This is a genomic window from Pseudomonas sp. FYR_2 (genome assembly GCF_043106425.1).
Classification (GTDB): domain Bacteria; phylum Pseudomonadota; class Gammaproteobacteria; order Pseudomonadales; family Pseudomonadaceae; genus Aquipseudomonas; species Aquipseudomonas monteilii.
The window spans coordinates 34,820-53,744 of record NZ_JBICMM010000051.1 but is presented as its reverse complement, the minus strand read 5'-3'; the positions used below and the strand labels follow the sequence as shown (position 1 = coordinate 53,744).

General features: G+C 63.2%; 20 protein-coding genes. 11 read left to right on the top strand and 9 right to left on the bottom strand.

Going from position 1 to position 18,925, the window contains the following annotated elements; all coding sequences use genetic code 11:
• Positions 1-272 precede the first annotated feature (272 nt).
• The 11 genes from mcpP (at position 273) to ACF8R4_RS22590 (ending at position 12,025) form a co-directional block, all read left to right on the top strand.
• Positions 273-1,907, top strand: a complete 1,635-nt coding sequence (gene mcpP, locus ACF8R4_RS22640; RefSeq protein WP_104834827.1) for a methyl-accepting chemotaxis protein McpP — start codon at positions 273-275, stop codon at positions 1,905-1,907.
• Between the two features lie 137 nt (positions 1,908-2,044).
• Positions 2,045-2,611: a nicotinamide riboside transporter PnuC gene (gene pnuC / locus ACF8R4_RS22635; protein WP_060498979.1), complete on the top strand. Its 567-nt coding sequence runs from the start codon at positions 2,045-2,047 to the stop codon at positions 2,609-2,611.
• Positions 2,608-3,177, top strand: coding sequence for an AAA family ATPase (locus ACF8R4_RS22630; RefSeq protein WP_060498978.1), 570 nt, complete (start codon positions 2,608-2,610; stop codon positions 3,175-3,177). The genes pnuC and ACF8R4_RS22630 overlap by 4 nt, the downstream gene beginning before the upstream one ends.
• 297 nt (positions 3,178-3,474) lie before the next feature.
• A complete protein-coding gene (locus ACF8R4_RS22625) occupies positions 3,475-3,915 on the top strand; it encodes a hypothetical protein (RefSeq protein ID WP_060498977.1) in 441 nt (146 codons plus the stop codon).
• A gap of 1 nt (position 3,916) precedes the next feature.
• On the top strand, positions 3,917-4,495 hold the full coding sequence (locus ACF8R4_RS22620; protein WP_060498976.1) for a hypothetical protein: 579 nt from the start codon (positions 3,917-3,919) through the stop codon (positions 4,493-4,495).
• 51 nt (positions 4,496-4,546) lie between these two features.
• A complete protein-coding gene (locus ACF8R4_RS22615) occupies positions 4,547-5,998 on the top strand; it encodes a hypothetical protein (RefSeq protein ID WP_060498975.1) in 1,452 nt (483 codons plus the stop codon).
• 63 nt (positions 5,999-6,061) lie between these two features.
• Entirely contained in the window at positions 6,062-6,742 is a 681-nt protein-coding gene (locus ACF8R4_RS22610; protein ID WP_060498974.1) for a C39 family peptidase, read from the top strand.
• Positions 6,743-6,787: 45 nt separating this feature from the next.
• Entirely contained in the window at positions 6,788-7,540 is a 753-nt protein-coding gene (locus tag ACF8R4_RS22605; protein WP_104834828.1) for a hypothetical protein, read from the top strand.
• A gap of 46 nt (positions 7,541-7,586) precedes the next feature.
• Positions 7,587-8,864: a hypothetical protein gene (locus tag ACF8R4_RS22600; protein ID WP_060498972.1), complete on the top strand. Its 1,278-nt coding sequence runs from the start codon at positions 7,587-7,589 to the stop codon at positions 8,862-8,864.
• 136 nt (positions 8,865-9,000) lie between these two features.
• Entirely contained in the window at positions 9,001-11,202 is a 2,202-nt protein-coding gene (locus tag ACF8R4_RS22595; protein ID WP_200928467.1) for an LTA synthase family protein, read from the top strand.
• 94 nt (positions 11,203-11,296) lie between these two features.
• A complete protein-coding gene (locus ACF8R4_RS22590; RefSeq protein ID WP_156866683.1) occupies positions 11,297-12,025 on the top strand; it encodes a thioredoxin family protein in 729 nt (242 codons plus the stop codon).
• A gap of 121 nt (positions 12,026-12,146) precedes the next feature.
• Here the strand turns inward: ACF8R4_RS22590 and ureG are convergent, their stop codons facing one another.
• From ureG to xerC, 9 genes are all read right to left on the bottom strand, one after another.
• Positions 12,147-12,770 (bottom strand): urease accessory protein UreG, encoded by a 624-nt coding sequence (gene ureG / locus ACF8R4_RS22585; protein ID WP_010953755.1) that lies wholly within the window; start codon positions 12,768-12,770, stop codon positions 12,147-12,149.
• Between the two features lie 11 nt (positions 12,771-12,781).
• Complete coding sequence (locus ACF8R4_RS22580) at positions 12,782-13,456, bottom strand: urease accessory protein UreF (protein WP_392493495.1); 675 nt, start codon at positions 13,454-13,456, stop codon at positions 12,782-12,784.
• Positions 13,456-14,001 carry a HupE/UreJ family protein gene (locus ACF8R4_RS22575; protein ID WP_060498968.1) on the bottom strand — a complete coding sequence of 182 codons (546 nt, stop codon included), beginning with the start codon at positions 13,999-14,001 and terminating at the stop codon, positions 13,456-13,458. The genes ACF8R4_RS22580 and ACF8R4_RS22575 overlap by 1 nt, the downstream gene beginning before the upstream one ends.
• A gap of 18 nt (positions 14,002-14,019) precedes the next feature.
• The gene (gene ureE / locus ACF8R4_RS22570) at positions 14,020-14,517 is read right to left on the bottom strand and encodes an urease accessory protein UreE (protein WP_060498967.1); all 498 of its coding nucleotides are present in this window, start codon (positions 14,515-14,517) and stop codon (positions 14,020-14,022) included.
• A 10-nt stretch (positions 14,518-14,527) separates the two neighbouring features.
• Positions 14,528-16,231, bottom strand: coding sequence for an urease subunit alpha (ureC, locus tag ACF8R4_RS22565; protein ID WP_392493494.1), 1,704 nt, complete (start codon positions 16,229-16,231; stop codon positions 14,528-14,530).
• Positions 16,228-16,545, bottom strand: a complete 318-nt coding sequence (locus ACF8R4_RS22560) for an urease subunit beta (protein WP_060498965.1) — start codon at positions 16,543-16,545, stop codon at positions 16,228-16,230. The genes ureC and ACF8R4_RS22560 overlap by 4 nt, the downstream gene beginning before the upstream one ends.
• A gap of 19 nt (positions 16,546-16,564) precedes the next feature.
• The gene (locus tag ACF8R4_RS22555; RefSeq protein WP_003253929.1) at positions 16,565-16,867 is read right to left on the bottom strand and encodes an urease subunit gamma; all 303 of its coding nucleotides are present in this window, start codon (positions 16,865-16,867) and stop codon (positions 16,565-16,567) included.
• A 9-nt stretch (positions 16,868-16,876) separates the two neighbouring features.
• Complete coding sequence (locus ACF8R4_RS22550; protein ID WP_392493493.1) at positions 16,877-17,710, bottom strand: urease accessory protein UreD; 834 nt, start codon at positions 17,708-17,710, stop codon at positions 16,877-16,879.
• Between the two features lie 279 nt (positions 17,711-17,989).
• A complete protein-coding gene (gene xerC, locus ACF8R4_RS22545) occupies positions 17,990-18,904 on the bottom strand; it encodes a tyrosine recombinase XerC (RefSeq protein WP_060498963.1) in 915 nt (304 codons plus the stop codon).
• Positions 18,905-18,925 lie beyond the last annotated feature (21 nt).

Here is an 18,925-nt window from a genome sequence, read left to right as displayed (position 1 = left end):
GCGGGCCCCTTGTTCTTGATTTGCTTGAATTTGCCGCACGCGGCCCGGCTGTTTTACAGCGACTGTTGGGCGCAACGCCAGTAGAAAAGTTCACGCCCGCTAAAGGTTTCATCTTACGCGGCCGAAATCCTAGCAGAGCGCCTTTGCAATCGCTTTACGCGACCTGCTGCAGACTGTTTCAAAGATAGCACTTAGCCATTAGTCGGGTGGGGACCTGTCGCAAAGCATGCTTGGATGCACCTCAATAAAAAGAACAATGCGGGAGCTCCTGGATGAACACGTTGAGATCGATGTCGATCAGCCGGCGCCTGTGGCTGATCCTTGTGGTGGCGGTGGCCATGCTGGTGGTGCTTGGCCTGCTCATGCTGCGCCAGATCCACGGTGACCTTTACCAGGCCAAAGCGGAAAAAACCCGCCATGTGGTGCAGACCGCCGCGGGCGTGCTGGCCTATTACCAAGGGCTGGAGGCGGCCGGTACGCTCAGCCGCGAAGCTGCCCAGCAACAGGCACTGCAGGTGGTACGTGCGTTGCGCTACGACCACGATGACTACTTCTGGATCAACGACCTGGGGCCAAAGATGATCATGCATCCGGCCAACCCCAAGCTCGATGGCCAGGACCTTTCTGCCATCCGCGACCCCGACGGCTTTGCCGTGTTCAACGAAATGGTCGCCCTGGCCCGCCAGCAGGATGCAGGGCCGGTCAACTACCGCTGGCCCAAACCCGGTGCCAGCGAGCCGGTCGCCAAGACCTCCTATATACAGCTGTTCAAACCCTGGGGCTGGATTATCGGTTCGGGCGTGTACGTCGATGACGTGCAGGCCGAATTCGCCCGCCAGTTGCGCGATGCCTCGCTGGTGGGCGTGGGCATTGCCCTGCTGATGGCACTGGTGGTCCTGCTGATTGCGCGCAGCATTGCCCGCCCCTTGCAAGAGGCTGTGCAGGCCATGGGCAATATCGCCAGCGGCGAAAGCGACCTGACCCGGCGCCTGGACACCCACGGCCGTGACGAAATCACCCACCTGGGCGAGCACTTCAACCGTTTCAACGGCAAGCTGCAGGGTGTGGTCGGCCAGCTGCAAGGGGCAGCCCACGCGCTGGCCCAGTCCGCCGGGCACGTCGGCGACAATGCAGGCGCCGCACAGCAGCACAGCGCCCAACAATCGCTACAGATGGACCAGGTAGCCACCGCTGTGAATGAGGTGACCTATGCCGTGCAGGACGTAGCCAAGACCGCCGAACAGGCCGCCGGGGAAATGCGCACCGCGCAGCAGCAGGTAACCCATGGCCAGCAAGCAATTCATGGCAGCCTGGCGCAGATCGACCGGTTGTCGCTGACCATCGACCAGGCCGTGCAGGTGATTCGCGACCTGGCCGGCCACAGCACGCGCATCGGCGGAGTGCTCGATGTCATCCGCTCCATCGCCGAGCAGACCAACCTGCTGGCGTTGAATGCGGCCATCGAAGCGGCGCGGGCCGGGGAACAAGGCCGTGGCTTTGCCGTGGTCGCCGACGAAGTTCGCCTGCTGGCCCAGCGCACGGCACAATCGACGGCCGAGATCCATACCATGATCGAACACCTGCAAAGCCAGTCGGACGCAGCGGTCAAAGCCATCGACACCAGCAGCGAAGCCTCGCGCCAAACCGTCGAGCAGGCCCGCGAAGCCGGCGCCAGCCTGGATGCCATCAACCAAGCACTGACCAACCTGACCGCGCTGAATGCCTCCATTGCCAGCGCCACCTTGCAGCAGTCGCATGTGGTCGAGGAAATCAACCGCAATGTGCTGGATACCGCCGGGCTGTCCCAGCAGACGGCCGATGCGGCGCGCCAGTCCAGCGATGCCGGGGTGGCATTGGGGCAGTTGAGCAAAGAGCTGGAACAGTTGCTGCGGCAGTTCCGAGTGTAGCGCCGGCCTCTTTTGTGGGAGTGGGCATGCCCGCTCCCACACAGAGCCTATGCATCCCCACCTACTGCGCCCTACACCTTCCCTGGCCGACCCGCTACAATCGCGCCCTTCCCCGATAGTCTCCCCAAGGATCGCCGATGTCCGGCCTTGAACTCATCGCCGCCGTCCTCGGCGTCACCGCTGTCTGGCTCACGGTCAAACAAAACGCCTGGTGCTGGCCGATCGGCCTGGTCATGGTGCTGATCTATGGCTGGCTGTTCTACGAGGTAAAGCTGTACTCGGGCATGCTGCTGCAACTGGCCTACGCGATTCTGCAACTGTACGGCTGGTGGCAATGGAAACGCCCCGGCCGCACCGAAGACGCCCGCCAGGTATCGCGGCTGCAAGGCCCTGCGTTGTGTGCCGGCCTGGCTGCCGGGGTATTCCTGAGCGCAGCCCTGGGTTCGGCCATGGCCAACTGGACCGATGCCGCCCTGCCCTGGCTCGACGCCACCCTGACAGGTTTCAGCCTGGTGGCGCAACTGTGGATGGCCCAGAAGCGCCTGCAATGCTGGCCGCTGTGGGTGGCAGTAGACATCGTCTACGTAGGCCTTTACCTGCACCAGCAGCTGTACTTCACGGCGGGCTTCTTTGCCGTACTCACCCTGATTGCCGTGCGCGGCTGGCTGGAATGGCGCCGCGACCCGGCGTTGGCGCAACCATGAGCACGCAACACGCCATGAAGGTCGTGGTGCTGTGCGGCCCCGAATCCAGCGGCAAGAGCTGGCTCAGCGGTGTGATCCAGGCGCATTTCGGCGGTGTGGTGGTGGCCGAGTACGTGCGCCACTTCATCGACCAGGAGTGCCGCGATACCTGCTATGCCGATATCCCTGCCATCGCCCACGGCCAGCTGGCCTGGGAGGACCGGGCGCGCGAACAGGCGCCACCGCTGCTGATCCTCGACACTCACCTGCTCAGCAACATGCTCTGGAGCCGCGCCTTGTTCGATGACTGCCCGGCCTGGCTGGAACAAGCCTTGCTTGAACGGCACTACGACCTGCACCTGCTGCTGAGCCCGCAAGGGGTGGAATGGGTTGCCGATGGCCAGCGCAGCCAACCCGACATCAACGACCGCCAGCGCTTTTTCGACGACAGCCTTGCCTGGCTGCAGCAGCATAATCAGGCGCACCAGATACTTGAGGGCAATTGGCCGCAACGCCAGTTTCTGGCCTTGCAAGCCGTTGCTACGCTGCTTGATAGCGATGCGCCATCCTGCCCGACCGAGTGTTAACCTACTGACACACTCCAGTGGGGCGAAGCCCCCGAATTTGCGGGGCTTCCCCCCGTCTCGGGGGCAGTGTCAAGCCCGTGAAACACTCCTGCAAAAACCCTTCCAATCAAGGCAACAGCTGGCTTGGCCAGCAACGCCCACGGCTGGCTGTTTCACCGCTGAGACAGAATACGCCGCAGTTTGTCAGCCTCTTGTCCTAACTGTCTGATCTGAATACGGTTCTCAAAAGCGGCACACCATCTGCTCTGTCCTTCGCATCGCTGAACAAGGCCAGCGCTCAGAGAAGGGGATGCCGTCGTGAGGAAGAGTGACAAACGCCTCTATCACCTGTTGGTGGCGGGTTGTGTACTGGGGGCATTGAGCCTCACGGCCCACGCAGACAAAGGCATCATCATCATCAAGCGCGACGTGCAGGTGCGCAACGCGACGATCCCGCCCTTGATCCCTGACCCGAGCCCGACCACGGTCAACGCCAACCCTTCTGCCCACGTGCTCAAGCAAACCAACGAGCTGAGCGATGGCGATTTCGCCAGCATCAGCAGTGGCGCCGGCATCAGCAACATGATTACCCAGCAGACCAATAACCTAGGGGGCAACCTCGGTAACCAGCACCAATTGCCCAACCTGTCAGGCGGCCGTGGCACGGGGGGCGCGGGTAACGGCATCTCCAACATGGTCAACTCAAGTGTGCAACGCGGCCTCGCGCCATTGCAGATTCTGACCGGCGGGGGCAAGTGACATGAAGCACATGCTGCTGATTCTGGCCACCCTGTGCAGCACCCCAGGCCTCGCCGATTCCCTGGTTCCCGTCATCGACAATGCCAACATCGACAGCTCCGGCAGCCGCTATCAGGGCAACCTCTCCGTTAACCAGGCTGCCGGCGACAAACAGCAACAGGCCAATGCGCGGGCCATCGCCGTCGGGCCCGAAGCGAATGCCAGCACGCAGATCCGGCAACGGCTGAACACACCCGCCGACCCGACAATGGACGCCCGCTCGACCATTCAAGGCAACGCGTTCAGCAACGGCAGTGGTGCGCTGGGCGTCAACCAGAGCGCCGGCGCCAATACCCAGCAAGCCAATGCCCTGAGCATAACCCTCAGTGCTCAACCGCAAAGCATCGACGACAGCGTCCTCATGCAACAGAACGTGGCGCTGCTCAACAACTCCGGTCCAACTGACACCCCGACAGGCCATCGCCAGGTCACCACCAGTGACCAGGCCTTCACCGGTAGCCGCGGGGTGATCCAGTTGAACCAGAGTGCCGGGGTGGGAAACCGAATGGCTAACACCTTGAGCATCCGGGTCGCGGATTGACCCTTTCAGTTAAGAACGACACTTAACCAACATAGAGTACGGAGAATCACCATGAAACCCTCGATGGCAATCAAGCCTCTGGTGTTCGCAATTGCTGCGGTCATGGCTGTTGCTGTACAAGCTGGGCAAAACGATCGACGCAATGACCACCACAACGGCCACCATAACAATGGTCAGCACACGCCTCCTCCAACCAAAATCCCTGTGTATGCAACGGCCAATGCCTGGGATACCCAAACCAGCACCAATAACCGTATCAGCAACCAGGGCACTATAAACGAAGCCGAGATGAGCCAGTCGGGCGAAGGCTCCAGTGGCAACGTCGGTATCAACGTGGCAGCCGGTAACGGCAACCAGCAGGATAACGCCGCAGCCATTGCCAACGCCGGTTCCGAGTCGAGCCTGGACAACAGCTTCGTGTTCGGCATGGCCAGTGCCACTGCCGATGTCGTGCAATCCAGCGACAACAACCGGGTCGACAACTATTCGACCCAGTCGTCTGCTGTGATGAGCGGCTCGGCCAGCGGGGCTGAGGGCAACATCGGCATTAACATCGCCGGTGGCGACCTCAACCAACAGAAAAACACCATGGCCATCGCCAACACCGGTGCGCCTCTGGGTAACGCCACTGCCACGGCTTCTGCCCAACAGGACGGGCCAGGCCTGGTCGTGAACAACAGTGCTGACCGCACTTACCGCGTCGACACGATCACCATCACCACCTCGGCCAGTGGCTCGAGCTCGCGTGATGGTACGTTCAACTCGACCGACGACCGCAGCTCGTCGTCGAGCTTCAGCGTGGCCGGTTCGCAAAGTGCCAGCTCCAGCGGCTCTAGCGGCTGGAACTCCAGCGGCTCGAAATCCAGCAACGCCAGTGGCTCCAGCAGCATGTCGGCAAGCGGCTCCAACGGCTGGAATGCCAGTGGCTCTGCCAGCGGCAGCAACAGCTCGTCGAGCAGCGCCAGCCTGAACGCTTCGCTGGATGCCGCAGCCAATGCTACGCGCACCTTCACCACCGATGATGGCCGCCGCGAACGCACCCGCTCCAGCACCTTCGATGGTTCGCTCAATGCATCGTTGGACGTATCGGTCGACAAGTCGCGCGAAAGTGCGTACGACAAGTCGTTCGAGAAAGCCTTCGACTCCAGCTACGACAAGTCGCGCGAATCGTCTTACGACAAGTCCAAAGACTCTTCGTACACCAAGTCTCACGACTCTTCGTACGAGAATGCTTCGGCTTCGGCGTTTGAAAAGTCTGGCGAGAAATCGAAACAATCCTCGAACGACGTTTCGAAGAGCTACAGCGAAAGCAGCGCTTACGACTTGAGCAATACCGTGTCCTTCCAAGTGCTGACCCCGACCGGCTGGGCCAACCCTGTTACCAATACTGCAACCCTTAGCGGTTCGGTCAACGGTGGCAGCGGCAACCTGGGCGTGAACGTGGCAGCCGGTGTGGGCAACCAGCAGAGCAACTCGCTGGCCATTTCCAACACCTCGTTCTAAACGCTGCGCTTGAGGCCCCCTTCGGGGGGCCTTTCTTCAACACCCACCGGAAGGCATCCGATCATGCGCATTATCGCCTTGGCGTTTTTGCTGTGCCTGGCCAGCGTGAGCGAAGCTGCACAAATGCCGCTGTCCGTCCTGCCGGGCGGTGCCGTGGTATTCAAGCCCATCCAGAGTGTGCGTGAGCGCAAGTTCGCTGACCTGGTACAACAGAAAACCGATTTCAGCTGCGGCGCCGCCGCACTGGCGACCATCCTGCGCCAGGCCTACTGGCTGGATGTGGACGAACACCAGATCATCGAAGGCATGCTGGCCCACGCCGACCAGGACCTGGTGCGCACGCAAGGCTTTTCGATGCTCGACATGAAGCGCTACGTGGAAAGCTTGGGCATGCGCGCCCGCGGCTACCGGGTAGCGCCCGACACTCTGCACAGCGTGCGCATCCCGGTCGTGGTGCTGATGGATGTGCGCGGCTACAAGCACTTCGTGGTCATGCAGAAGGTCGACAAAGGCTGGGTGTATGTCGGCGACCCGGTACTGGGCCATCGGCGTTACAAAGTCGACGACTTCCTCAAAGGTTGGAACGGCATCATCTTCGCCGTGATCGGCCAGGGTTACGACAAGAACAACGTCCTGCTCGACCCACCCCTGCCGCTGACCGCCAAGGGCCGGGTGAACAACTTCACCCCAGTGAAGGACACCGAGCTACTGGACTTCGGCTTCATCAAAAGCGACTTCTTCTAACGACTGTTCTAATGACAAGGAGCATGAAGCTCCAGGGAGCATTTCATGAAGACTTCATTGTGGCTGGCCATGGCCTGCCTGGCCGCCAGCCTGCCAAGCCACGCCGAGCCGTTGAAACCCATCGAACTGAAGGACCAGGAGCTGGCCAACCTGCGTGGCCGCTACGTGATGCCGGGGCGCATCGTGAGTTTCGGCATTGTCATGTCCAGCACCTGGCAAAATGCCAAAGGGGACGTGATCGGGGCGACCTCCACGCTGCAGGTCCAGCAATCGACCATCAAGCCCCAGTTCTATGTCTCGATGATTGATGAAAAAGGCACAGGTGCGGCGTCGAGCAACGCGTCTGCTGCGGGCACCGGCGTGGTGACCGGCGGCAACGGCCTTTCCACTACCGAAGGCGTCACCCAGGTGGTGCGGGCTGCCGGTGACAATAACACGGCCTACAACAACGTCGATATCAACGTCACCAAGGCCAACCAGGCCCCCGCCGTGCAACAGCAAGGCCAGGTGCTCGCTGCCGGCCAGACCCTGGTCGGCGAAAATGGCGCCGGCTCGCTCAGCGTGTCATCCAGCGGCGTGGGCGTGCAGCTCAACATCAACGCCAGCAACAACCAGGGCAGCAGCGTTCAGCGCCTGGCCCAAGGCGGCCTGATGCAGAACTCGACGCTGCTCGGTAACGGCAACCTGGTCAGCAACGTCACCTCATTGAACGTTGTCATGCGCGAGAGCGTACCGACCGCTGCGTCGCTGAACGGCAGCCTTGACCAGCTCAAAGGTCTACGTACCTTCGGATACTGATCTACGCTCTGTCTCATCAAAAGTAGTTGGAAGGGACGGCAACTCCATGTACCGATCTTTTACGCTTCGCGCTTTTGTTTGCTTGACTACCCTGGCACCCACCGCACTCTACGCAGCCGCCGACCCGCAGGTCGAAGCGCTGAAACAGGAACTGATAGAACTCAAGCGCCGTTACGAGGCGCAGCAACAGGCGCTGATGGTGCTTGAGCAGCGCGTGCGCCAGGTCGAGGAGGCCCCTGCGGCGGCGCCACCCAAACGCCTGGTCAAGTCCCCCGCCGAGGGGGTCAAGGGGGCGCAGACCGTTGCGTCTGGCGCACCAGGCACTACAGGCAGCTCCTACGGCCAGGCGCTGACGGCCGATTCGGAACCGGCGCAGAGCGTGTCCAACCTGTATGACGAGGCCAGCGGCTTCTTTGGCGGCGGCAAGTTCAGCTTCGAAACAGGTGTTACCTACACCCATTACGATACCCGGGCGCTCACGCTCAATGGCTTTCTGGCGCTGGACTCGATCTTCCTCGGCAGTATCAACCTCGACCGCATCAAGGCCGACAACTGGACCCTGGACATGACCGCGCGCTACAACCTGGCGCAGCGCTGGCAGTTCGACATCAACGTACCCGTGGTCTACCGCGAGTCCACCTACTCTTCTGGCGGCGCCGGTGGCGCCGGGGCCAGTACCTCGGATGCCACCGTTACCCGCGACCCTGAAATTGGCGATATCAACGTGGGTGTGGCCTATAAGTTCATCGACGAGGACGAAACCTGGCCAGACGCCGTCGCCACCCTGCGGGTCAAGGCACCGACCGGCAAGGACCCGTATGGCATCAAGCTGCGCGAGGTCGACGGCAACAGCAACCTGTCGGTACCGGACAGCCTGCCAACCGGCAACGGTGTGTGGTCGATCACGCCTGGCATCTCCCTGGTCAAGACCTTCGACCCAGCCGTGCTGTTCGGCAGCCTGTCGTACACCTACAATATGCAGGACTCGTTCAGCGATATCAGCCCACAGGTCAACAGCAAGGTGCCCGGTGACGTGAAACTCGGCGACTCCTGGCAGATTGGTGGCGGTATCGCCTTTGCCCTGAACGAAAAGATGAGTATGTCGTTCTCGGTGTCTGACCAGTTCGCCCGCAAAAGCAAGATCAAACCCGATGGCGGTGACTGGCAGTCCATCTCCAACAGTGACTACAACGCGGCCAACTTCAACGTCGGCCTGACCTTCGCTGCCACCAACAACCTCACCATCGTACCTAACCTGTCCATTGGTCTGACCGATGATGCGCCTGACTTTTCCTTCAGCCTGAAATTCCCCTACTACTTCTGATACTTGCCCTCAGCCTGGCCCGCGCAAGCGTGCCAGGCTTTTGGTTACCAGCCTTGTAGCGAACCGCTTTCCCTTCCCCGGCCTGTTATCATCCAGCACAGATGCATGACGATTTAATGGCAAAAGGGAAGTTTTTGTGAAGAACCTGTCCGACCACCCACGTACCCGGCTTGCCGCCTTGGCAGCCCTGGTGCTGGTGATCCCACTGGGTACGCGCGCCATGCTGGGTTGGTCCAACCCGCTCGGTTACCTGTCCGACCTCGCCCTCGGCAGCCTGCTGGTCTTGCTGCTGCACCGTCGGCCATGGTGGCTGGCCCTGCCCGTGCTGCTGGCCTGGGCTGCCCTGTGGGTGGCCTCGGCCGAACTCGTGAGCGCGGTGGGCCGGTTGCCCACCAGCGCCGACCTGACGTACCTCGTCGACCCGCAATTCATGGAGAACTCTACCGGCGGCGGCCTAGCCCATGCCTGGCTGCCCTGGGTAATGGGCGCAGGCCTGCTGGCCTGGCTGGCCACCGCTTGGCGTGGCCGCACCCGGCGCAGCCCGCCGCTGCCGCGCAAGGCCTGGGCCATTCCCGCGCTGCTGTTCGCTACCCACTGGGGCAGCCAGCAGCTGGTCCCCAGCGACGCCGATCAATGGCGGCAATACAACCTCACCCACCAACTGATGTCTGCCGGGGTGGGCACCCTGGAGCGCAAGGTCGAGGGCTGGATGGGCCGCACGCAAACGTTCACGCCGCTGGCCAGCAGCGGCCTGACGCAATCCGACCTGCATGGCCAGCGCCTACTGGCCGGGCCAGGCAGTGCTCGCAACCTGCTGGTCATCACGGTGGAAGGTATCCCCGGGGCCTACCTGCGGCCCAATCGCCAGGCCCTGCACAGCCGCTTCGACGAAGACCTGATGCCCAAGGTCAGCCAGTGGGCCGAGCGCGGCATGAACACCCCGGACTACGTGCTGCACACCCACCAGACCATCCGCGGCCTGTACGCGATGCTGTGTGGTGACTACGACAAACTGGCCAATGGCACGCCCAAGGGCGTCGAGCTGCTAACCCAGAACGAACGCAACCAGGCCTGCCTGCCGGCGCAACTGCGCCAGGCCGGCTTTACCACCCATTACCTGCAAGGGGCCGGCCTGCGCTTCATGGCCAAGGACCGCATCATGCCGCACATCGGCTTCGATTCGGTGCACGGCCTCGAGTGGTTCCGCAACAAGAACTACCTGGATTTCCCTTGGGGCAAGGATGACCGGGCCTTCTTCGAAGGTGCCCTGGATTACGTCGGCCAGCTGCAAAAGCAGGACAAACCCTGGATGCTGACCCTGCTTACCGTGGGCACGCACCAGCCGTATTCGGCACCCGCCGATTACCTGGAACGCTATGACACGCCCAAACAGGCTGCCGTGGCTTACCTGGACGATGCACTGGGGGCGTTTCTCGATAACCTGGAACGCCAGGGCGTGCTGAAGGACACGTTGGTGGTGGTGACCTCCGACGAATCCCACGGCATCGACGGTGTGCGCCTGGCCTCGTCCTGGGGCTTCAACCTCACCCTGGCGCCGGAGCAGGCGCAACTGCCCCACATCAAGCGCGGCACGTACGGCCATATCGACCTGGCCACCTCCGTGCTCGACTACTTTGCACTGCCCATTCCAATAGCGCTTGGTGGTCGCTCGCTGTACCGCGACTACGATACCGGCCGCGAAATGATTTCCTACACCAATGGCATGCTGCGCTATCACAACGGCCAGGGCGTCTTCACCGAATGTGACTTCCAGCAGCGCTGCCGGCGTTACGCCAGCGAGGGCTTCATTGCCGACCAGGCCCGCTATCTGGGCCCGGGCGACAGCCTGCTCGGCCAGCAGATCGGCGCTTTGGCCGGGGTACTCGACCAGTCCCTGCTGCAAACCCCGCTTAACCTGCGTTACCAGTTCGGCGGCCCTTCGCCGATCAAGCTGCGCAAGCGCATTCACGATGACTGGGCCGATAACCTGATCGGCGCCCAGTACCTTGAAATGCCGGAAGGCTCGCACACCCGCGTGCGGGTGAAGGTGCGCTCGCTGGACCCCAAGCGTGTCGCCTACATCCAGCTCAAGGCCAAGCAACTGGAGCAGGATGTGCCACTGGGCCTGCCTGCCGAGGTGAAGGTCACCGCCGACGAACCGCTGGAGATGGAGTTCAGCTTCGACAACCCGACCGAACGCAAAGCGTTTTCCTTCCATTTGCTGGGGTATGGCGGCGGTAAGGTGGAAGTCAGCGACTTCAGCGTGATCACCGCGCTGCCCGGAGAGGATGACGCCGCAGATGAACTGACCGAGGGCCACATTGCCCATTCGGGCTAAGCGGATAACCACTCATCGCCCGGCTACCGGTGCCTGTCGAATCGGCAAACGCGTGCTCGACTAGTGTGTGAATCCCCAGTGTGGAGACAGCACCATGAGCACAAGCGAAAGCAGGCACCCGGTGGTTTCCCGTAGCCAGTGGCTGGCAGCACGCCGGCAACTTTGGCTGCACGAAAAGGCCTTTACCCACCACCGCGCCGCGCTGTCCGCAGCGCGGCGCGCCCTGCCCTGGGTCAAGGTCGAGCAAGGCTATCGCTTCCAGGGGCCGGACGGCGAACTGAGCCTGGCTGACCTGTTCGCAGGCCGCAGCCAGCTACTGCTTTATCACTTCATGTTCGCCGAAGGCTGGAGTGAAGGCTGCACCGGCTGTTCGTTCCTGGCCGACCACTTTGACGGCGCCAACCTGCACCTGGCGCACCACGACGTGTCGCTGGTGGCGGTGTCGCGGGCCCCCTATGCCGAATTTCAGGCGTTTCGCCGCCGCATGGGCTGGCAGTTCCCGTGGTACTCGTCACAGGGCAGTGGTTTCAACGAGGACTTTGGCGTCAGTGTGGGCAGCGAGGGAGAACGGCAGTACAACTATGAGCCGTATGACGGCAGTGAAAGCGAGTTGCCTGGCCTGAGCGCGTTCTACCGTGAAGCGGACGGCAGCGTTTACCACACCTACTCGACCTATGCCCGTGGGCTGGACATCCTGGTCAACACCTACAACTTCCTGGACATTGCGCCACTGGGGCGCAACGAAGGCGGGACCATGGACTGGGTGCGGCACCATGACCGGTATGAAGGGCAGCCAGAAAAGCCCCACTGCTGCCACACCTAAGCTCCAAGGCACCACACACTCCTGTGGAAGCGGGCGTGCCCGCGAACACCGGCAAAGCCGGTGCCAGGCACCGAGTCGCCTGCTTCGCGGGCACGCCCGCTCCCACAAGGGACGCGTTTAGTCAGCCGCGCACGCCCAGCATCCCGCGTTCGACGATAAAGTCGATCACCGCCTGCAACCCCTCGCCCTTCTTCAGGTTGCTGAACGTCCACGGCCGCTGCGGGCGCATGCGCTGGGTGTCGCGCTCCATCACTTCCAGCGAAGCCCCCACATAGGGCGCCAGATCAGTCTTGTTGATCACCAGGAAGTCCGACTTGGTAATACCCGGGCCGCCCTTGCGCGGAATCTTCTCGCCCTCAGCCACGTCGATCACATAGATCGTCAGGTCGGCCAGCTCCGGGCTGAACGTGGCGCTGAGGTTGTCACCGCCGCTTTCCACGAAAATGACCTCAAGGTTACCGAACTTGCGCGCCAGCGCCTCAACGGCGGCCAGGTTCATCGAGGCGTCTTCGCGGATGGCCGTGTGCGGGCAACCGCCGGTTTCCACGCCCACGATGCGCTCCGGCTCCAGGGCGCCGGCTTCGGTGAGGATGCGCTGGTCTTCCTTGGTGTAGATGTCATTGGTAACCACAGCGATCTGGTAGTGATCGCGCATGGCCTTGCACAGCGCTTCCAGCAGTGCGGTCTTGCCAGAGCCGACCGGGCCGCCGACACCGACGCGCAGGGGTTGTTGATAGCTTTGCATGAAGGCAGTCCTCAGGAACGGAACAAACGGGTGTATTGGGTTTCGTGACGCGATGAGGCAATGGCCAGCAATGGCAGGCCGCCACCGAGCTGGTCATCGGCCAGCGCCAGGGCCTGGTCAAGTGCAGCGGGCAATTCGGTGCCCAGGTCGCGCAGCAAGGTCTGGGCCGCCTGCTGGCCGAACGGCACCAGCTTGACCCCGGCCATGACCGCGCCTTCGAGCCAGGCAAAGCCATGGCCCAGGGCCAGCTGACGCAGTGGAATGCCCCAGTGCGCAGCCAACCAGGCCATACCGCCCAACTGGGTCAGTTCAAGGCTGGCGCGCCATGCGGGTGACTGGCCCAGTTGCCAGCCGTCGAGCAGCCGCGCCAAGGCCGCACCACGCTGCTGCTCTTCCAGGCGCAGCTCGGCGGTTTCGCGGTTGGCCAGCAAGAAGCGGCTCCAGTGGCTGAAGGCCTCGGCGTCCTCGGCCTGACACGCGTGATACAGGCGCGCCAGCACCGGCCATTCCAGGCACGCCAAGGTGTCTTCGACCTGCTCGCGCTGCCAGGCAGCGAAGCCGTCCACGCCTTTCACCCAGCCCGCCTCGACCGCCCACTCCAGGCCTTGCGAATACGTAAAGCCGCCCACCGGCAGGCCGGGGCTGGCCAGCTGCAACAGGCGCAGCAACGCCAGGTCGCTGTCCATCAACCGGCCAGCACCAGCGCGGCACCGGCTAGCAGGCCACCACCGAAGGCTTTCTGCAGGCCACTGTGCCGGCGCAGCAGGCACCCGACGGCGAAGCCCACCGCCAACAGCAAGCCGCTGACCGTGACAAAGCCGGCGCTGAACTGCCAGAACGCGCTTGGCGTGGCTTCCACGCCATGGGCCCAGCCGTGGAACAGGGCAAACACCGGCATGGCCATGGCCAGCAGCAACTGCCGGCTCGGTAGCAGCACCGCCCCGGCGGCCACCAGCAGCGACACGGCAATCAGGGTTTCCATGCCCAGCACGTCACCGAACAAGTGGCCAAAGACTGCCCCGCCAAACATCGCCGCCAGGGTTGCCAAGGGCAGCATCAGGCTACGTCGGGTCAGTGCAGCGAGTACGCCAGTGCCCAACAGCATCAGCAGGTGGTCAAGGCCCGTCAGCGGGTGCAGCAGGCCATCGTGCAACGGATTGCTGTCATGCCCAGGGTGAGCGAAAGCCGGCAGCGCCAGCATCAGCAGAAACAGGGCGAAGGTCTTTTTCATGGGTTGCTCCAGGGCAGTTCAGGAATGGGCAGGCAGGCGAACGAACGGGTGATCGTTGCCGTGGGCATGGCTGTGGCCATGCGGCGCGCTCTGGTAGGCGCCCGCTTCGGGCTCGAACGGCGCCTGTTCAGCCTCCACCGTCAGGCCCAGACCACACAGCATGTCGTCCAGCACATGGTCGTGCTGAAAACGCAGCAGGCCAGGCTCGATCTGCAGGGGCACGTGGCGGTTCCCCAGGTGATAGGCCGCACGGGCCAACAGGTGCGGGTCGGCACAGCGCACCGTCGACACCGTTTCGGGTGCCGCCAGCACGCGAATCAGCTGGCTGCCATCGGCATCGGCAAGCAACTCTCCCCCGCGTAGCAGGTGGCCGCGTTCGAGCATCAGGCCGGCTTCGCGGCCATCGTCCAGGGTCACGCGCAGGCGGCTCTTGATACGGCTGTCCACATCCAGGGTGACAGTGCCGGTTTCGGTGAGCGTGCCGGGCTCGGTGATGCGGCGGGTCAAGACAATCATTGGTACTCCTTCAAAACAGGAAATAACGCTGGGCCAGCGGCAACTCGCTGGCCGGCTCGCAGACCAGCAGCTCGCCATCGGCACGCACCTGGTAGGTTTGCGCATCGACCTCGATCAGCGGCTGCAAGGTGTTGTGGACCATGTCCGGCTTGCGCACGCGGCGGCAGCCGTTGACCACGCCTATCAGGCTGCGCAGTTTCAGCTCCTCTGCCAGGCCGCGGTCCATGGCCGCCTGGGGCAGGAAGGTCATGCGCGTGGCATGCCGCGCCGCGCCCAGAGCGCCGAACATGGGCCGGTAGTGCACCGGCTGCGGCGTGGGGATGGAGCCGTTGATATCGCCCATGGGTGCGGTGACGATCATTCCACCCTTGATCACCAGCGCCGGCTTGACCGCGAAGAACGCCGGCGACCACAGCACCAGGTCGGCCAGCTTGCCCGCCTCCACCGACCCCACTTCGTGGCCGATGCCATGGGTGAGTGCCGGGTTGATGGTGTACTTGGCGATGTAGCGCTTGACCCGGAAGTTATCGCTGTAGGCGGTGTCGGGCGCCAGAGGCCCACGGCGAAGCTTCATCTGGTGCGCGACCTGCCAGGTACGCAATACCACTTCCCCGACCCGGCCCATGGCCTGGGAGTCGGACGACGTCATGGCAAAGGCGCCCATGTCGTGGAGAATGTCCTCGGCTGCGATGGTTTCGCGGCGGATGCGTGATTCGGCAAAGGCCACGTCCTCGGCAATGCTTGGGTCAAGGTGGTGGCAGACCATCAGCATGTCCAGGTGCTCGTCGACGGTGTTGACCGTGTACGGTAGGGTCGGGTTGGTCGAGGAAGGCAACACGTTGGCCTGCCCCGCCGCGCGGATGATGTCCGGCGCATGGCCACCGCCGGCACCTTCGGTGTGGAAGGTATGGATGGTGCGGTCGCCGATGGCCGCCAAGGTGTCTTCGATGCAACCGGATTCGTTGAGTGTGTCGGTGTGGATCGCCACCTGGATGTCCATTTCCTCGGCCACGCCCAGGCAACAGTCGATGGCGGCCGGCGTCGAGCCCCAGTCCTCATGCAGCTTGAGGCCCACCGCACCAGCCGCAATCTGCTCACGCAGCGCTTCAGGCCGCGAGGCATTGCCCTTGCCCAGCAAACCGATGTTGATCGGCAGGCTGTCGGCGGCCTGCAGCATGCGCGCCAGGTACCAGGGGCCGGGCGTGCAGGTGGTGGCATTGGTGCCGGTGGCCGGCCCGGTGCCGCCGCCGATGAAGGTGGTGACGCCACTGTTCAGCGCCTCGTCCACCTGCTGCGGGCAGATGAAATGGATATGCGAGTCCACGCCGCCGGCGGTGACGATCTTGCCCTCGGCCGCGATCACTTCGGTACCTGGCCCGACCGGTACGTTAACGCCCGGCTGCACATCGGGGTTGCCGGCCTTGCCGATCACCGCGATACGCCCGTGCTTGATGCCGATATCGGCCTTGACGATGCCCCAGTGGTCGATGATCAGCGCGTTGGTCAGCACCAGGTCCATGGCTTCGGCGGCCAGCATCTGACCTTGCCCCATGCCGTCGCGGATCACCTTGCCGCCGCCGAACTTCACTTCTTCGCCATAGATCGTGAAGTCCTTCTCTACCTCAACCCACAGCGCCGTGTCGGCCAGCCGCACGCGGTCGCCCACCGTGGGGCCGAACATGTCGGCATAGGCCTGGCGGGAAATACGGCTCATACCTTGCCCTCCAGTGCACCCATCACCTTGCCCTGGAAGCCGTAGACCTCACGCTTGCCGGCGTAGGCCACCAATTGCACGGTGCGCGCCTGGCCTGGCTCGAAACGCACGGCAGTGCCGGCCGGAATGTCCAGACGAAAGCCCAAGGTGGGCGCTCTGTCGAACACCAACGCGTCGTTGACTTCGTAGAAGTGGTAATGCGAGCCGACCTGCACCGGCCGGTCACCGTGGTTGGCCACGCTGACGCTGACGGTTTCCCGGCCACTGTTCAGTTCGATGTCGCCAGCAGCGACCTGGATTTCACCTGGAATCATGCGGGGCTCCTTGGCAGGTTCAGACGATGGGGTCATGCACGGTCACCAGCTTGGTGCCATCCGGGAAGGTCGCTTCGACCTGCACGTCGTGGAGCATTTCGGCAATGCCGGGCATCACCTGCTCGCGGGTCAGCACTTCGCGCCCCAGGCTCATCAACTCGGCCACGGTGCGGCCATCGCGTGCGCCTTCGAGCACGGCGGCGCTGATCAGCGCCACCGCTTCCGGGTAGTTCAGCTTCAGGCCACGGGCCAGGCGCCGTTCCGCCAGCAGTGCGGCGGTAAACAGCAGCAGTTTGTCTTTCTCTCTCGGGGTCAGCTCCATGGCGCTCTCTCAGGTGGCCCAAATGCGTGGTGGGCAAGCTGGCAGGCCAAGGACGGCCGGGCGCAGCACATGCCACAGGCGTTGCAGGGTGCGTTGCAGGTGTTGGTTGTCGTGGTCGAGCACACGGATGACCAGCAACGAACCCAGCAGGGTCGCGCCGGCCGGGGTGGCCAGCTCATCCAGCAGCGGGCGAACTTGCTCCAGCACCGCCTGGTCGGCCGGTGCTGCACAGAACGTGGCGAGCAGCGGGTGGCCGCCGAGCTTGTCCAGGCGCCCGCCTTCGATGCGCAGGCGTTCGTGCAGGCCGACTTCGTCGGGCAGTTCAATGTGCAAACGGCTGTCCAGCCTGCCCTGCTCGAAACGCTCGTTCATGACCGGGCGCCCGAGACACAAGGTTTCCCAGGCCAGCAGCCGCGCCCCGGGTTCCAGGGTGAAACGGCTGTCGAGGCTGGCGCGGGCGCCGGAGAAGAAAATGCTGTCTTGCGGCAGCCATTCCAGGGTGCTGCCCGCCGCCAGCCGAAAACGCTGGGTCAGCCGTGCGGTGGGGCCGATGCTGCGGTAGAACTTGCTGGCGCCGGGCATGGTCAGCAGCGCGTGGCTGCCAGGTTCCAGGTGGATATCCAGTTCCAGGCGGTCGCCGGCGACGATGCCTCCCGGCGGGTGCAACACATAGACATGGCACGGGGCACCTTCAGGATAGAAAGGCCGCTGCACCAAAAGAGGTCCGAAATGGCGACACGCACCAAGGCGGGTCACGTCGTCGCGCCTGACAAAGCGCAACTGCAGGTGGGCGCTCCAGCCTGCATCGTCTTGTTGTTGTTCGATCTGCTCCGCGAGCGACATCCTGCGGCCCCTGAAATTCGTGGCCTGCTGGCCGTTTAGAGGGTCCGGCGCGGGCGGCTGCTAGCGCGCACGGCCTGACCACTCGATCAAATTCGCAGGCTGGATATAGCAGTTTGCGGGCCAACTTCGCAGGTGAAGGCAGATGAAACTTTTCTCAAAGCCGCTCTGGCACAGGGCATACGGGGGAATTGCGCACAAAGCGGGGGCGCGCACTGGCCCTGTTTCGGTGCCAGCAGAAATGCAATCGGGGCTGCAAAGCGGCCCCGAATACATCAAGACTCAGTAGTCGAAGCGGTCCACCGCACGGCGGCGTTCGTTGTCATCGCGCCGGTCGTAGATGGCCGTGGTCTGGATATTGGCATGGTGTGCCAGCTTCTGCGCAATCGACAGGTCGTGCTCTTCGATCACCCGGGTAATGAATGCCCGACGGAAGTCATGCGGCATGATCTTCACCCCCACCTGCGCACCGCGCTGGCGGGCGATGTAGTAGATGGCATGTTTGGTAATGCGCGCCCGGGTAATGTGGCTGCCACGGCGGATGCGGTTGAACAGGAACGGGTCATCTTCCGCACCGGCAGGCAGGTCCTGGCGGCGCAGGTCGAGCCAAGCCTGCAACTTCTCGAATGCCCATGGCGGGGCATACTTGACCAATTGGTGGTTGCCCTTGCCCACCACCTGCAGGCTACGCGCCTGGAAATCGACCTGGTTCAGGTCGATGTCGACCGACTCCGACTTGCGCATGCCGGTACCGTACAGCAAGGCAATGATCGCGGCATCGCGTACGCCTTGCGGCCGAGGGTCGGCCGCGCACACATCCATCAGCTCGCGAATCAGGCTGCGCCGCAAGTTGCGCCCGGGTGGCAGGCGAGTGCCAGTGGCCGGCTTGACCTCGCGAATGCGCAACAGCTGCTCATGATCGATCAGGCCCTGCCGCCAGGCCTCGTTCATCACCCCGCGAATCGCGTTGACGTACAGCGACGAGCTGTTGGGGGCATATCCGTCGGCACGCAGGGCAGCCACCAGCGCAATCACATGACCGGGTTCGAGCCGATGCCAAGGCACATCGACGATGTTGCAGTCGACAAAGCCCAGCCGGTCGGCGGCGTCCTGAAGGATGTAGCGCATGGTTTGCTGGCTGGATGGGGCCAGGCGGGCCATGTACTGCAGCAGGGGATTGTTGGAGAGATCGGACAAAACGTGAATCCTGTAGCGAAG